Annotated in this window: 15 protein-coding genes; 4 read left to right on the forward strand and 11 right to left on the reverse strand. The window is 64.9% G+C overall.

Going from position 1 to position 15,163, the window contains the following annotated elements:
* Nucleotides 1-5: 5 nt before the first annotated feature.
* Entirely contained in the window at nt 6-2,039 is a 2,034-nt protein-coding gene (locus BN1134_RS10410; protein ID WP_042047093.1) for an AsmA family protein, read from the forward strand.
* Nucleotides 2,040-2,087: 48 nt separating this feature from the next.
* On the opposite strand, the gene BN1134_RS10415 is transcribed toward BN1134_RS10410, so the two are convergent.
* A complete protein-coding gene (locus BN1134_RS10415; RefSeq protein ID WP_042047094.1) occupies nt 2,088-2,990 on the reverse strand; it encodes a bifunctional GNAT family N-acetyltransferase/hotdog fold thioesterase in 903 nt (300 codons plus the stop codon).
* Between the two features lie 52 nt (nt 2,991-3,042).
* Between BN1134_RS10415 and BN1134_RS10420 the strand changes: the two genes are divergently transcribed.
* Entirely contained in the window at nt 3,043-3,687 is a 645-nt protein-coding gene (locus BN1134_RS10420) for a spermidine synthase (RefSeq protein ID WP_042047095.1), read from the forward strand.
* Here BN1134_RS10420 and dtd read toward each other — a convergent pair.
* From dtd to BN1134_RS10435, 3 genes are read right to left on the reverse strand one after another with little or no spacing between them, the layout of a single operon-like run.
* On the reverse strand, nt 3,678-4,115 hold the full coding sequence (dtd, locus tag BN1134_RS10425) for a D-aminoacyl-tRNA deacylase (protein ID WP_042047096.1): 438 nt from the start codon (nt 4,113-4,115) through the stop codon (nt 3,678-3,680). The two genes, BN1134_RS10420 and dtd, sit on opposite strands and share 10 nt — an antisense overlap.
* A gap of 60 nt (nt 4,116-4,175) precedes the next feature.
* The gene (gene metA / locus BN1134_RS10430; RefSeq protein ID WP_042047097.1) at nt 4,176-5,120 is read right to left on the reverse strand and encodes a homoserine O-acetyltransferase MetA; all 945 of its coding nucleotides are present in this window, start codon (nt 5,118-5,120) and stop codon (nt 4,176-4,178) included.
* Nucleotides 5,121-5,168: 48 nt separating this feature from the next.
* Nucleotides 5,169-5,402, reverse strand: coding sequence for a hypothetical protein (locus BN1134_RS10435; protein ID WP_042047098.1), 234 nt, complete (start codon nt 5,400-5,402; stop codon nt 5,169-5,171).
* Nucleotides 5,403-5,466: 64 nt separating this feature from the next.
* On the opposite strand from BN1134_RS10435, the gene BN1134_RS10440 reads away from it, so the two are divergent.
* Entirely contained in the window at nt 5,467-6,606 is a 1,140-nt protein-coding gene (locus BN1134_RS10440; RefSeq protein WP_042047099.1) for a molybdopterin-binding protein, read from the forward strand.
* Between the two features lie 48 nt (nt 6,607-6,654).
* Here the strand turns inward: BN1134_RS10440 and BN1134_RS10445 are convergent, their stop codons facing one another.
* The gene (locus tag BN1134_RS10445) at nt 6,655-7,272 is read right to left on the reverse strand and encodes a c-type cytochrome (RefSeq protein WP_042047101.1); all 618 of its coding nucleotides are present in this window, start codon (nt 7,270-7,272) and stop codon (nt 6,655-6,657) included.
* Nucleotides 7,273-7,412: 140 nt separating this feature from the next.
* On the opposite strand from BN1134_RS10445, the gene yihA reads away from it, so the two are divergent.
* A complete protein-coding gene (gene yihA, locus BN1134_RS10450) occupies nt 7,413-8,057 on the forward strand; it encodes a ribosome biogenesis GTP-binding protein YihA/YsxC (RefSeq protein ID WP_042047102.1) in 645 nt (214 codons plus the stop codon).
* Nucleotides 8,058-8,104: 47 nt separating this feature from the next.
* Here the strand turns inward: yihA and BN1134_RS10455 are convergent, their stop codons facing one another.
* The 6 genes from BN1134_RS10455 to BN1134_RS10480 all read right to left on the reverse strand — a co-directional run bounded on the left by BN1134_RS10455 (nt 8,105) and on the right by BN1134_RS10480 (nt 15,129).
* Entirely contained in the window at nt 8,105-9,070 is a 966-nt protein-coding gene (locus BN1134_RS10455; protein WP_042047104.1) for an ABC transporter permease, read from the reverse strand.
* A 3-nt stretch (nt 9,071-9,073) separates the two neighbouring features.
* Entirely contained in the window at nt 9,074-10,177 is a 1,104-nt protein-coding gene (locus BN1134_RS10460; protein WP_042047105.1) for an ABC transporter permease, read from the reverse strand.
* Nucleotides 10,174-11,730 carry an ABC transporter ATP-binding protein gene (locus tag BN1134_RS10465; RefSeq protein WP_042047106.1) on the reverse strand — a complete coding sequence of 519 codons (1,557 nt, stop codon included), beginning with the start codon at nt 11,728-11,730 and terminating at the stop codon, nt 10,174-10,176. The genes BN1134_RS10460 and BN1134_RS10465 overlap by 4 nt, the downstream gene beginning before the upstream one ends.
* Nucleotides 11,731-11,801: 71 nt before the next feature.
* On the reverse strand, nt 11,802-12,800 hold the full coding sequence (locus BN1134_RS10470; protein WP_042047107.1) for a BMP family lipoprotein: 999 nt from the start codon (nt 12,798-12,800) through the stop codon (nt 11,802-11,804).
* 429 nt (nt 12,801-13,229) lie between these two features.
* Entirely contained in the window at nt 13,230-13,820 is a 591-nt protein-coding gene (locus BN1134_RS10475) for a sugar O-acetyltransferase (protein ID WP_042047108.1), read from the reverse strand.
* A 55-nt stretch (nt 13,821-13,875) separates the two neighbouring features.
* Complete coding sequence (locus BN1134_RS10480; protein WP_042047109.1) at nt 13,876-15,129, reverse strand: MgtC/SapB family protein; 1,254 nt, start codon at nt 15,127-15,129, stop codon at nt 13,876-13,878.
* Nucleotides 15,130-15,163 lie beyond the last annotated feature (34 nt).

The raw sequence follows: 15,163 nt of genomic DNA on the forward strand, positions 1-15,163 counted from the left end.
CATCGATGAATTCCTGGCTACGCGCCCTCTTATACACCCTTGCCTTCCTGCTGCTACTGGTCTGGGTCGCCCTCGGCCTGTTCGATGCCGATCGCGCCAAGGAGCCGCTGGCCCGCTGGCTGTCGGCCCAGAGCGGGGTGCCGGTCTCCATCGGCAAGCTGATGTTCAACCCGCTGCACCCCTACACCCTGCTCGCCGAGCAGGTGCAGGTGGGGGAGGCGCTGACCCTCGAGAAGCTCTATGTGGAGGTGGAGTCGGTCGACTGGCTGGAGCGCGACGTGCGGCTGGCCCACCTCGACCTCATTCGTCCCCGGGTCACCCTGCCGCTGCCACAGGGGCTGCCGAGCCTGCCGATCCAGCGCCTCAGCGTGGTGGACGGGCGCATCGATCGCCTCTCGCTGACCGGCCCGCTCGGCAAGGTGATGGGGCTGTCGGCCGGCATCCGTGACTGGCAGTTGATCGACCCGGTGCGCCCGCCCCAGGCCAACCTGACCCTCAACATCAATGCCCTCGAGACCCCCTGGTTGACCCTGTCGCGCCTCAGCCTCAACGGGCGATTGGAGGGGCAGAAGCTGTCGGTCGAGCGGCTGGTGGCCAACGCGTTCGACGGTCTGGTCGAGACCGACATGGTGCTCGATTGGGGCGAGCGTAGCTTGCAGCTCGACCGCTTCAAGGGCACCGGCATGAACATCGAGCTGGGCGACATCCAGCGCCTTGAATTCCCCCTGCGCCAGGTCACCCTCAGCCATGGTGAGTTGGCCCAAGTGAGCCTTAACGCCCTGAGCCAGGAGCTGGCCTTCAACGACATCAACGTCAGCCTGGGAGGGATAGTGTGGCGTCAGGGGCAGGCCCCGACGGGGTTTGTGCATGGCCGCCTCGGTGAGATCGGTCGCGGCCTGTTCCAGCTCGAGGGGATCGACACGGATCTGGCCATGTACCCGGATCGCATCGATGCCGAGCTCAAGGGCAGCGCCTATGACGGCCACTTCAATCTGGAGCTGAGCCTGGCCCCCGCCCGCAGCGAGTGGACGGTCAAGGATCTCTCCCTGAGCGGCATGGAGCTCTCCCTGCCCGAGGGGTGGTGGCAGAGCTGGCTGGGGTGGCAGCCGGCCCGCCTCGACGTACGCCGGGTGGCGCTCGACAAGATGCGGGTGCTCTCATTTGATGACGCCATTCCGCTTTCGCTGATGAACTGGCAGCTCTATCTCAACGATCTCAGCCTCAAGGGGCGCGAGGTGGCGCCGCTCATCGGCCGCGCCCGCCTCGAGAGCCACTGGGAGGAGCTGGTGTGGGATGGCCTCTCCAGCCGCAAGGGGGAGCTGCTGCTCGAGCTCTCCCCCGAGCAGTGGCAGCTGCGCAACCTAGAGAGCCGGCTGCCCGATGATGGGCAGCTCACGCTCTCTGGCAGTTGGGGCGTCGTGGCCGGGCAGGCGGGGGCCGTCACCCTGGCGGCGAGCGGGCTCGACCTGGCCCAGTGGGGCAAGATCCTGCACGCCCCGGTCTCGCTGGTCGGCAAGGGGGATCTGACCGCCACCCTCGGCACAGCGGACAGCAGCCGCTGGCGCGAGACCCTCACCGGCCCGTTTGCCCTGACGTTGACAGAGCCGTTCTGGGACGGGATCAAGATAGATCCGCTGCTCGACGCGTGGTTTGCCGCGGCGCAGCCGCCGACCCTCGATGCCGGCGGGCTGTGGCAGGCGATGCAGGGGGGAGACACCCCCTTCTACCGCCTTGCCCTCAAGGGGGAGGCGAAAGAGGGGACGCTGACGCTGGAGGGGGCCGCGGCCAGCACCATCACCCACCTCATTGCCGCCCGTGGCGGGGTGAACCTGGTCAAGGAGGAGTGGGCGCTCGATCTCGGCGTGCTCGACAGCAAGGGGTGCAGCGAGCTGACCGGGCTGTGGCGCGGGCCGCTGAGTGCGCCCTCCCTGGATTGGCGCTTCCCGAGCGAGGGGAGCGAGTGCGACTGGCAGGTGCTGGACGTGGGCTATCCGGCCCAGGGGCGCACCAGCCGGCTGCGGCAGACGCCGGCTCCGTGAATGCAAAGAGGCGCCCAAGGGCGCCTCGTTCATGAGCGGGATGCGGCCTCAGCGTTTTTTCGGGGGCTGCACCACGTACTTGCCGGTGAACTCGGCGGCCAGCTTGCCACCGCTGTAGAGCTGCACCGACAGCTGGAAGCGGGCCGACTCGTTGTTGCGCAGTGGCAGCAGGGCGGCCGGCATCCCCTCGCGGGCGACCCGCGCCTCCGGCGAGGCCTTGACCGGCCGGTAGTAGCGGATGCTGCCCTCGGCCAGTACCGTGTCGCCGAGCAGCCCCAACTCCTTGAGTTGCAGCCAGATGAGGCCCCAGCCGGCCAGCACGCACTGGCTGTAGATGCTGCCGGCGAACATGGTGTCGTGCACGTTGAGGTTGGCGGCCAGGTTGGCGCCAAGGTGGAAGGAGTGGCCGTCGTAGTGGGTGATCTGCATCCCCATCTTCTCACTGATGGGAATGCCGCGTGACCAGCGGGTGGCCAGATCCTGGCACCACTCGGGGCGGTACTGGATGGTTTGCAGCGGGGCGAGCGACTTGATCATCTGGCGGTGCGGGATGCGGCCGAACGAGACCGGCCCTTCCCCCACCTCGAGGAAGCCGCACTTGCGGTAGAACTCCACCGCCTCCTGACGGGCGTTCATCACCAGTCGTTTGACCTTCTCGCTGCGGGCCAGCGCCTCGAGATCCTCGACCATGCGGGCGCCGAGCCCCTGGCCGCGGTACTCGGGCAGCAGCCCCATGAAGCGGATCTGCGCCTCGTCCCCCCCGACAAAGAGCCGGCCGACGGCGATGGGGCGCCCGTCCGGGTCGAGCATCATGCGGTGCAGTGCGACCGAGTCATACTCGTCGCGTTCCGAGCCAAGGGGCAGGTTGAAGGGTTTGCGCAGCAGCTCCCAGCGCAGCTGGTAGTAGGCGTTGAGTTCTGACTCGGTTTCTGGGGTGACCACCCGGTACATGGGTCATTCCTTGGGTTACACTGGTGTCACCCCATCTTGCCCCATCCACCTCATGAACTTCAATCTGGAAGGACGCCACGCCGACACCTTGCTGCACCTCTCCCAACATGGTGGCCGCCGCCTGAGCGTGCTGCAAAATGCCACCCACCGCTGGCTCGAGATCGATGGTGTGGTGCAGTCGGTGCAGAGCCTGAGCGAGCCGGCCCGCTTGTGTCTGCCGCACCAGCAGGTGTTGTGCCGTGCCCTTCCAGAGCGTGCGCAGCGCATTCTCGAGCTGGGGTTGGGGGGCGGCGACATGACCCGCCACTTGGCGACCCGCTGGCCAGGCGCCACCCAGTGGTGTGTCGATCTCGACGGTGAGGTGATTGCGCTCTATCGCGACTTTTTTCAGGGGGAGGAGCGGCCCCAACTGCACCATGGGGATGCGCTGGCGTTTTTACAGCAGGGGGAGGGGTGCTTCGATCTGGTTCTGCTCGATCTCTTCAGCCAGGATGGCAATCCGCCGCTGCTGTTCCAGCCCGCCCTCTATCAGGCGCTGGCGGCGCGCCTTGAGGGGCGGCTCATCATCAACCTGCTGCCGCGAACCCACCTCGAGCTGGAGCGGGTGCGCGAGCTGTGCCGCCAGTGGCTGGCGCCGGGGCGGCTGTGGCCGGTGCCCGGCTACTGCAACCAGATCTTGATGCTCGACTACACCTGAAGCCAGAAGGTGACCGGGCCGTCGTTGACCAGCGAGACCTTCATGTCGGCGGCGAAGCGGCCGGTCTCGGTGTTCAGGCCACCGGCGCGGGCCTGTTCGACGAAGTAGTCGTAGAGGCGCTCGGCCTCGCTCGGATGGGCACCGCCTGAGAAGCTCGGGCGCATCCCCTTTTTGGTGTCAGCGGCCAGGGTGAACTGGGACACCACCAGCAAGCTGCCGCCCGTCTGCTCCACGTTGAGGTTCATCTTGCCCGCCTCGTCACTGAAGATGCGGTAGCCGCGCACCTTGTGCAGCAGCTTGTCGGCATGGGTTTCGGTGTCGCCCTGCTCGACCCCGAGCAGCACCAGCAGGCCACCTTTGATGGCGCCCACGACCTCCCCCTCGACGACGACACTCGCCTCGCTCACCCGTTGAATCAATGCAATCACGAATCGGCTCCTGCTGGCCTGAAAAGAGAGGGCCGAGCATAACAGCCCGGCGCTCGCCGGTCAGTTCTTGTGGTCGTAGGTGAAGACTTTGCCGATATCCTCGAGCCGATAGCTGGTGAGCTGGTAGACGTAGTAGTTGAGCCAGTTGCTAAACAGCAGGTGGCCGTGGCTGCGCCAGGTGGCGCGCGGGGGGTTGGCCGGGTTGTCGTCCGGGTAGTAGTTCACCGGTACGCTGGGCGCGAGACCAGCGTCGAGATCGCGACGATACTCCTGATCCAGGGTCAGCGCATCGTATTCGGGGTGGCCGGTGACGAACACCTGGCGACCATCGCGGGTGGCGGCCAGATAGACCCCCGCCTCTTCGGATTCGGCGAAGATCTGCAGATCGGTATGGGCGCGGATGAGATCCCCATCGAAGGCCGCATAACGGGAGTGGGGGGCGACGAACTCGTCATCGAAGCCGCGCAGCAGCGGCTCGTGTTCCACCAGGCGCTGATGGCGGTAGACGCCGGAGAGCTTCTCGCCGTGGGTCTGCTTATCCATGCCGTAGAGCACCTTGAGGGCGGCCTGCACGGCCCAACAGAGGAACAGGGTGGAGGTGACATGCTCGTGGGACCAGCGGATGATCTCGCCGATGCGCTGCCAGTAGACCACGTCCTCGAACTCCACCAGGCCGAGCGGGGCCCCGGTGATGATCATGCCGTCATAGTTATTGCTGCGTACCTGCTCAAAGTCGTTGTAGAAGTTCTCGAGGTGGGCGCGCGGTGTGTTGCGTGAATCCCGATCATCGATGCGCAGCAGATCCACGTCGACCTGCAACGGGGTGTTGGAGAGCATGCGCAGCAGCTGGATCTCGGTTTCGATCTTCTTCGGCATCAGGTTGAGGATGAGCACCCGCAACGGACGGATGTTCTGAGTCACGGCGCGTGACTCGCTCATGACGAAGATGTTCTCTTCCCCCAGCACGGCGGCGGCGGGCAATTGATCCGGAATCTTGATGGGCATGCTTACTCCCTGTACTGCATCGGTAAATATGTCTGGACATCCAGAAATCTATAATAAACTGAGGCGAGTGTCATCAATCCCTTTGAGTTCGCCCTGCCCTTTGTCTAGCATAACGGCCAATCTGGCTGGGGATGGCTGGTTGTGGCGCTCGCCCAGCGCCGGCAGATTGACCACCTCATCCGGTTTGCTCCGCCCTGTTTGCTCATCAGAAGCGACCCATCCATGGCACTGGCTCAGCGTGATACCGGGGAGTGCAAGAAAGGGGCGGTTGTGGTCGGCCATCTGCGAGCCTCTCAATATCCACCCGGCAGGGTGACGTCGAACATCTTCCACGCTGAGGTCTTTCATGCATATCGAACTGGTGAGTACGGGCGATGAGATCGTCACCGGCCTGGTGGTCGACACCAATGCGGCCTGGTTGTCGGCCCTGCTGCTTGAACAAGGGTGGCAGGTGCGCCGCCGTCATACGGTGGGCGATGATCTGGAGGCGATCACCCAGGTGCTGGCCGAGGCGGCGGCCCGCAGCGATGTGGTGCTGGTGTGCGGTGGCTTGGGTCCCACCTCGGACGATCTCACCGCCGAGGCGGCAGCGCGGGCCTTTTCGGCCCCGCTTGAGCTGCGTGAGGCGTGGCTCGAGGTCATCCGCGCCCGCTACGCCAGCCGTGGCCGCGTCATGGCCGAGAGCAATGCCAAGCAGGCCTGGCTGCCGCGCGGCAGCAGGCTTATCGACAATCCGGTCGGCACCGCCTGCGGCTTTCGCGTCGATGCCGGTGCTTGTCGCCTCTACTTCACGCCGGGCGTGCCATTCGAGTTCAAGCAGATGGTGCAGCAGCAGATCTTGCCGGAGCTGGCGGCGGGGCAAGATACCCGGCTGCGCCGCTTCTACACCTTCGGCGTGCCCGAATCGACTCTGAGCGATGCGCTGGATCGGCTCGAGTGGCCGCAAGGGGTGGTGCTCGGTTATCGCTCCAGCATGCCGCTCATCGAGCTCAAGCTGATCGGTCACGAGGTGGATGACGGCGCAATGGGGCTCGCCGAGGCGCAGTTGCTTGCCCATATCACCCCCTGGTTGGTGGGTGAGGGGAGTGAGCCCCCTTGGGCGCACATACTGCGTGGCCTCAAAGGGGAGCCGCTTTACCTGTTGGAGTGTGCCAGTGGGGGCGCCTTGCAGCGCATGTGCCGTGACTATCCACACCTGCATGCCCGCTTCGAGGCGACGTTGGGGGCCGATCCGGCGGCGCTGGTGCCCCAACCGGGGCGGTGGGCGCTGCTGGTGGGCGAAGAGAGCGAGCAAGGGGTGGCGCTGGTCTTGCAAGATGGCGAGCGGCGCTTCGAGCAGTTGGTGCTGGTGCGCCATCCCGATCGGCCGAGCCGCGAGCGCATCCTGGCCTTCTGCGCCCTCGACATGCTGCGCCGCCATCTGGCCGGACACTCCCCTTTTGGCGAGTATCAGACCCTGACGCGCACCTTGTCGCGGGCGTCCTGAAAACAACAGCGGGAGGCCTTGGCCTCCCGCGTCATTGATGGGATGCGATCAGTGCAGGCCGACCACGTATTGCGCGAGCACCTGGATCTCTTCGTCGGTCAGCTTCCTGGCAACGTCGCGCATCATGCCGTTCGGATCGTTGTCGCGGGTACCGGAGCGGAAGGCTTCCAGCTGGGCCTTGATATAGGCCGGGTGCTGGCCGGTCAGGTTGGGGTACTTGGCCTGTGCCAGCCCTTCACCGCGGGGGCCGTGGCAGGCGATGCAGGCCGCCAGTGAGCGGGAGGTATCCCCTCCCATGTAGAGGGCGCGGCCCTTCTCCACCACGTCATCGGGAACGGCCACGGGAGTGCGCTGCTGCTCGGAGAAGTAGGCGGCCAGATCGTCCATGTCTTGCTCAGAAAGCGGCAGTGCCATGGGGCCCATGACCGGCGCGACACGTCCGGTTTTACCGGAGGCGGCGGCTTTGAGTTCAAGCAGCTGTTTCTTGAGGTAAGCGGGGTGCTGGCCGGCAATTTTGGGATAGATGTCGGCAGGGCTGTTTCCGTCAGCCCCGTGGCAAGCAATGCAGGTCGCAGACTTGGCCTGGCCTGCGGCGGCATCGCCAGCAGCCTGTGCCATGCCTGTCGCACTTGCCAGCAAAGCAAGCGTGATGGCGAGGTTCTTCATGGCGCTCCAACTTCTCGTTATAAGGCTTCCAGATCCCATGCCGCGGAAGGCATGTTAAACTACGCGATTAAGCGACGTCATTTTACACCGTTTTACAAAAAAGTAACGCCATAACCCGCTCTTTCAATGGGGAATTTACCTTGGATAAACAAGTTTTGAATTTTCGCAAGGTCCACTTCGTGACCAGTGCGCCGGACATTCGCCATCTGCCTAACGATGGTGGTGTCGAGATCGCCTTTGCGGGTCGTTCCAATGCGGGTAAATCCTCGGCCCTCAACACGCTGACCCAGCAAAAAAACCTGGCCCGTACCAGTAAAACGCCGGGCCGTACCCAGCTCATCAACCTGTTCGAGCTGGAGCCGGGCAAGCGGCTGGTGGACCTGCCGGGTTATGGATATGCCCAGGTGCCGCTCGAGATGAAGATCAAGTGGCAGAAGAACCTGGCCGAATACCTGCAGCGCCGCGAGTCCCTCAAGGGGCTGGTGATCCTGATGGACATCCGCCACCCGCTCAAGGAGACCGACCAGAACATGCTGGAGTGGAGCGCCCACCGCAAACTGCCGGTGCTGCTGCTGCTGACCAAGGCCGACAAGCTCAACCCCGGCCCGCGCAAGACCCAGCTACTCAAGGTGCGCAAGGACGTGGCGCCGCTTGGTGATCACATCCGGGTCGAGGCCTTCTCGTCCCTCAACAACTTGGGGGTCGATACCCTGGCCGAGGTGCTGACCGGCTGGTATCTCGATGAGCAGCCTGATGACGAGCAGGTCGAGCTGGCGGCCGAGTAAGGTTCGTCACTGAGATGAAGCAAGGGGGCCATGGGCCCCCTTGTTGTTTATTCCCGCTCCTTGACGTAGGGGGTGCCGAGCGCTTTGGGGGCCACCGCCTTGCCGATGAAGCCGGCCAGCAGGAACACGGTCAGCACGTAGGGCAACGCCTCGATGGCCTGCACCGGGATCGGAAAGTCGCCGATGGCGACCCCTTGCAGGCGGATGGCCACTGCGTCGAGAAAGCCAAACAGCAGGCAGGCGGCCATGGCGCTCCATGGCCGCCATTTGCCAAACACCAGGGCCGCCAGCGCCATGAAGCCTTTGCCCGCGCTCATGTTGGGGATGAACTGGGCGGTCTGGGCCACCGAGAGGTAGACCCCGCCCAGCCCTGCCAGCAGACCGCCGATGATGAGCGCGGTGTAGCGCATCCGCACCACCGAGATGCCGGCGGTGTCGACGGCGGCCGGCGCCTCCCCCACGGCGCGCAGGCGCAGGCCAAAGCGGGTGCGAAACAGCACCCACCAGGCGAGCGGCACGGCGGCAAAGGCGACGTATTCCAGTAGGGAGTGGCCGCTTAGCAGCTCGCTGTAGAGCTGGCCGACGACGGGCACATCGGCCAGCGCCTTGGCGTAGGGCAGATCGATGGGGGCGAAGCGGGCAGCGCCGGAGAGCGCCGGGGTCTGTCCCCCTTGATCGAACCAGAAACGGCCGAGCGTCACGGTCAGGCCGGTGGCCAGTATGTTGATGGCCATGCCGCTCACCACCTGATCGCCGCGATGGGTGATGGTGGCAAAGCCGTGCAGCAGGGCCAGCAGGATGGCGATGCCCACCCCGGCCAGCAGCCCCATCCAGGCCGAGCCGGTGACGGCGGCGGCGGCCGCGCCGGCGAAGGCGGAGGCCAGCAGCTTACCCTCGAGGGCGATGTTGACCACCCCGGAGCGCTCGCAGAACATGCCGGCCATGGCCGCCAGGATCAGCGGTGGAGCGGTGCGGACGGTGGCGTCCAGCATCAGGATCAGCGTTTCGAACATGGCTTAGGCCCCCTTCTTGTTCGCCAGGGCGAGATAGAGCTGCTCGACCCGAGGTTGCAGCATATGTTCCAGCGCGCCGCAGAACAGGATCACCAGCCCTTGCAGCACCACCACTATGTTGCGATCCACCCCGAACTCGAAGCTGAGCTCGGCGCCCCCCTGATAGAGGAAGCCAAACAGCAGGCTCGCCAGGATCACCCCGACCGGGTGGTTGCGCCCCATCAGCGCCACCGCGATGCCGGTGAAGCCAAACCCTTCCACGAAGTTGAGCTTGATCTGGTGCAGCTCGCCTTGCAGCACGTTGAGGGCGAAAAAGCCCGCCAGCATGCCGGAGATGAGCATGGCCAAGATCACCACGCGCGGGTAGGGGATGCCGGCATAGGAAGAGGCGCTCTGGCTCGCCCCCACGGCGCGGATCTCGTAACCCCAGCGGGTGTGCCAGATGAACAGCCACACCAGGGCGGCGCAGATCAGCGCCCAGATGAAGCTGATATTGAGCGGGCTGGTGGCCATCTCCACCCCGAACCGGGCGCCGATGTCGCTCAGCTTGGGCAGCCAGCTCGCCTCGGCAAAGACCCGGCTCTCGGTGGCCATCGAGCCGGCCGGTTTGAACACCTCCACCAGCAGGTAGGCCATGATGGCCGAGGCGATGAAGTTGAACATGATGGTGGTGATGACGATGTGGCTGCCGCGCCGGGCTTGCAACCAGGCCGGGATGAAGGCCCAGGCCGCGCCAAACAGGCCGCCGGCGATGATGGACAGCGGCAGCAGCAGGGCAAACGGCAGCACGTCGCCGAGCAGCAGGCAGACCAGGCCCACGCCGAGGCCGCCGATGTAGGCCTGCCCCTCGCCGCCGATGTTGAACAGCCCCGCGTGGAAGGCGATGGCCACGGCGAGCCCGGTGAAGATGAAGCCGGTGGCGTAGTAGAGGGTAAAGCCTATCCCCTCGCCGCTGCCGAAGGCGCCGCTCCACATGATCTCCACCGCCTCGAGCGGGTTGATGTCGAGATAACTGAACAGGATGGCCGAGATCAGGAACGCCAGGGTGACGTTCAGCGCCGGCAGCAGGCCGACCGAGATCCAGGCCGGAACACGGGCTTGACTCATGAGTGGGCCTCCGCGGCAATCTCATCGGGAACGATATTGGCCATCATCAGGCCGAGGGTCTTCTCGTCGGCGCGTTCGGCGTCGAGTTCACCGACGAGGCGGCCGTCGGCAATGACCAGGATGCGATCCGACAGGCTCATGATCTCGTCGAGCTCCACCGACACCAGCAACACCGCCTTGCCCTTGTCGCGCATGGCGATGATCTGCTGGTGGATGTATTCGATGGCGCCGATGTCGACGCCGCGGGTCGGCTGGCCGACCAGCAGCACGTCGGGGTCCTGCTCCACCTCGCGGGCGAGCACCAGTTTTTGCTGGTTGCCGCCGGAGAAGTTGGCGGTTCTGAGGGTGGGGATGGGGGGACGCACGTCCCACTTCTCCATCTTGGCCTGGCAGTCGGCGAGGATGGCCCCCTTGTCCTGCAACAGCCCCTGGTTGTAGCCGGGCAGGTGGTGGTAGCCGAGGATGAAGGCCTCCTGCGCCTCGAAGCGGTTGATGAGCCCCATCTTGTGGCGATCCTCGGGCACGTGGCCGAGCCCCATGGCGCGTACGCTGCGGGGGCTGGCGGGGGCGCTCGGGCTCACCTGCTGCTTACCGATGGTAAAGCTGCCCTGGCTCGGTGTGAGGATGCCGCCGAGCAGGCTGAGCAGCTCGGACTGGCCATTGCCGGAGACCCCGGCGATGCCGACCACCTCGCCGGCGCGTACCTCGAAGCTGACCGACTTGACTCGCTCCACGCCGCTGTCGTCGACGAAGCTGAGATCCTGCACGCTGAGCAGCGTCTGGCCCGGTTGGGCCGGCTGCTTGTCGACCTTGAGGCGCACCTTGCGCCCCACCATCAGCTCGGCCAGCTGCTCCTTGTTGGTGTCGCAGGTGGCCACGTGGTGCACCATCTCGCCGCGGCGCATGATCGATACCCGATCGGTGATGGCCAGGATCTCGCGCAGTTTATGGGTGATGAGGATGACGGTGGTGCCCTGATCGCGCAGTTTTTTCAGCACCTCGAACAGGTGATCCGCCTCTTGCGGGGTGAGCACCCCGGTCGGTTCGTCGAGGATCAGGATGCGGGCGCCGCGATAGAGCGCCTTTAAGATCTCGACCCGTTGTTGCAGCCCCACCGGCAGATCCTCGATCTTCGCGTGCAGCGGCACCTCGAGCCCGTAGTCACGGGCCAGCTCGCCAAGCAGCTGCTCGGCGGCGGCCAGGCTCTTGCCCAGATGCCAGCCATCCTCGGCACCGAGGATGACGTTTTCCAATACGGTGAAGTTGCTCACCAGCATGAAGTGCTGGTGCACCATGCCGATGCCCGCCTTGATGGCGTCCTGCGAGCCGTGGGGGCGAAACGGCTTGCCGAGCACCCGCATCTCGCCGCTGTCGGCGTGGTAGAAGCCATAGATGATGCTCATCAGGGTCGATTTGCCGGCCCCGTTTTCGCCGACGATGCCGTGGATTGAGCCACGGCGAACCTGCAGGTCGATATGCTTGTTGGCATGCACGTCGCCGAACCGCTTATCGATACCGCTCAATTCGATGGCATAGCGATCTGTCTGGTCCATGATGCAATCCTTGCCAGTCATGAAGAGAAAAGGGAAAAAACCGGCCCGAGGGGGCCGATCTGGAAGGGGGATCAGTATTTACAGGTGCCGTCGGCCATGTAGTCGTGCACCTTGACCTTGCCGGCGATGATATCGGCCTTGATGGCGTCGGCCTTGGTCTTCATCTCGGGGGTGATCAGCTTCTCGTTGTTTTGATCGAGCGCCCAATCCACCCCGCCTTCGGCCAGCCCCAGGTTCTTGATACCCGGTTTCCAGGTGCCCTTGGCGGCATCATCCCAAGTCTGGTAGGCGGCCAGGCCCACCGACTTGACCATGGAGGTCAGCATGGTGCCCGGTTGCAGGTGGTTTTGGTTGGAGTCGACGCCGATGGCCAGCTTGCCCTCATCCTTGGCTGCCTGGTAGACACCGATGCCGGTACCGCCGGCGGCGGCATAGACCACGTCGGCCCCCTTGGCGAACTGGGACTTGGCCAGCTCCGCCCCCTTGGCCGGGTCGGCAAACGCCGCCGGGGTGGAGCCGGTCATGTTCTGGAACACTTCGATCTTCGGATTGACGTACTTGGCCCCCTGCTCGTAACCGCACTCGAACTTGCGGATCAGCGGGATGTCCATGCCGCCGACGAAGCCGACCTTGCCGCTCTTGGAGGCCATGGCCGCCAGCGCACCGACTAGGAAGGAGCCTTCATGCTCCTTGAAGATGATGGACTGGACGTTGGGCTTGTCGACCACCATGTCGATGATGGTGAACTGGGTGTTGGGGAACTCGGTGGCGGCCTTCTCGACGGCCGATCCCATGTTAAAGCCGACCGCCACGATCGGGCCGTTGCCACGGCTGGCCAGGCGGCGCAGACCTTGCTCGCGCTGGGCTTCGTTCTGGGGTTCGAACTCCTTGACCTTGATGCCCTTCTCCTTGGTGTAGACCTCGACCCCGTTGCGGAATACGGCTTCGTTGAAGGACTTGTCGAACTTGCCGGCGGTGTCATAGATGACCGCCGGTTGGGAGGCGGCCTGGGCGGACAGGGCGGCGAGAGTGAGGGTGGCCACGGTGGCCAGTTTGAGTGCGGTTGTCACGATCGTATCCTTGATTGTTATGGTTTCCGTAGCCTGCCATGGCAGGCCTGTCAGGCTTGCGCGATTACTGTAAGTGAGGCGCTTGTAGGGTCAAGCCTACACCCGGAGAAAAACGTTTGCGCTAACGGTTTGAAAAATAAGCGCATGGCAGCGCAACATCCGATTTTTGGCGGGTTTGCCAGGTGTTTGTGCTGGTGTGAGCCGATGGAGTATCGCGTTTGCTATGTGAATCATAGGCTTGGCGATGAGCATCAGGGCAGGCGCCTGATTAATTAACGGCGAGCAGGGGAAATGGCTGCCATGTCTTCGCATCCATGACGTGCGTTGGCTGAGGGGCGGCCTGTGCGCGGCGCCGGGCTCTCTGTGGGGGCGGTCAACGCTGCCCCTTGCCCAGCCTGCGCCTCTTTCCCCGCGAGATGAGGAAGCGGCCTAACCGAGCGAGCGCTCGTCGCGTGGCTCGCCGTGTTGCAGGGTGCGCACCACTCGGGCCGGGTTGCCCACCGCCACGCTGTCGGCCGGAATGTCTTTGGTCACCACGGCTCCGGCGCCGATGATGCTGCGCGGGCCTATGGTGACGCCGGGGCAGAGAATGGCGCCGCCGCCGATCCAGCAGTCGTCACCGATGCGCACCGGCTGGCCGAAGGCCTCCCAGCGGCGGCGATCGCGATAGTCCATGGAGTGGGTGGCGGTGTAGATCTGCACGTTGGGGGCGAGCAGCACATGGTGGCCGATGTGCACCTCACAGACATCGAGGATGGTGACGTTGAAGTTGAAAAAGCACTGCTCGCCGAGGTGGATATTGCGGCCAAACTCGCAGGTGAAGGGGGTGCTGATCCAGCACGAATCGGGGCAGTGACCGAACAGTTCGCGGCACAGCGCCTTGCGTTCGCGCTCCTCGCTGGCTGGGGTGGCGTTGAGGCGGGCCAGCAGCGCCTGACCGCGGATCCGATCCTTGGCGACCTCTTCACTGTCGCTGTCGAGCAGCCCGCCCGCCAGAATGTTATCCCAGTCACTTGCCATCACTGTCTCCTCTTGCGCTGCCATGGCCTGGCATGATGGTGAAACGATGTGGCCGTCACCACCCCAGCAGTGGCAGGGTCAGCAGGGCCGAGAGCAGGTAGGGGAGCAGCACCCGCCAGCCGAGCCCTTTGCCACCGATCACCAACGCCAGTACCCCCTTGACCAGCGAGTTGACGAAGCCGGCCAGCAGGATGGCGCGCGCCGCCACATCGAGATCCAGCCCCCGGCTCGCCAGATGGGAGAGGGAGAGGGTGATGGCGTCCACATCGGCCAGCCCGGAGGCGGTCGCCAGCAGGTAGACCCCTGAGTCCCCCACCGTCTGTTGCAGCAGGGTGGCGAGAAAGCCGATCACCGCCAGCAGCAGGCCGAACTTGAGGGCGGTGAGCAGATCGAGCGGGTTGCGGGTCTTGGCCTGCATCGGCTCCGGCGCCTCTTCGCGGCGGTACCAGAACCAGAAGGCGCAGCCATAGACCACGGCCGCCAGGGTGAGCAGCGACCAGGTGAGGCGCTGGGCGAGCGGCACGTGGATCACTAGGATCAGCGCCCACACTCGCAGCCACATGGTGGCACTGGCGAGCAGGATACCGTTGGCGAGCAGCCGCTCCAGGCCGCTCTGCTCGCGGTTGAGACGGGAAAATTGCAGCGTGAGCGCAGTGGAGGAGGCAAACCCCGCCAGTATGCTGGTGAGCACCAACCCCTTGCGGGTACCAACCAACCGCACCGCGAAGTGACCGCAGAAGGAGATGCCGGCGATCATCACCACCATCAACCAGATCTTGAAGGGATTGAAGGCCAGCAGCGGCCCCATCTCGCGGTTCGGCAGCACCGGCAGCAGCACCAGCGAGATGAGCAGAAAACGCAGGGTGGCGTGGAACTCGGTCTCGCTCAGGAACAGCAGCCCTTTGTGGATCTCCCCCTTGAGCCCCATCAGCAGGGCCGCCAGCACGGCGCAGGCGACGGCCTCGCTCGGGCCGAGCAGCACCGCCGTCAGGCCGAGCAGGTAGGTGAGCACCATGGCCACCGAGCTGGTGAGGCCAAACTCCCCCTGCGAGCGCTGGGAGAGCCAGACCGAGAGCCCGACCCCGGCCAGGATGGCCACCAACCCCAGCAGGGGCAGGGTCGCCCCCAGGCTTGGCAGCAACAAGCCGCACACCCCGCCGAACAGGCCGATGAGGCCATAGGTACGCATGCCGGCGATGCGCTGGTTGTCCTCCAGCCGGCGGGTTTGCCAGCCCCGCTCCAAGCCGATGATGAGGCCGATGGCCAGTGATACCAGTGCGCCGTAGAGCGATAAATCGGTCAGATCCATGGGGCCTCCGTTGCCATGCCCTGATGATGGCACA

The sequence above is a fragment of the Aeromonas simiae genome (assembly GCF_000820125.1).
GTDB classification, from domain to species: Bacteria; Pseudomonadota; Gammaproteobacteria; order Enterobacterales; family Aeromonadaceae; genus Aeromonas; species Aeromonas simiae.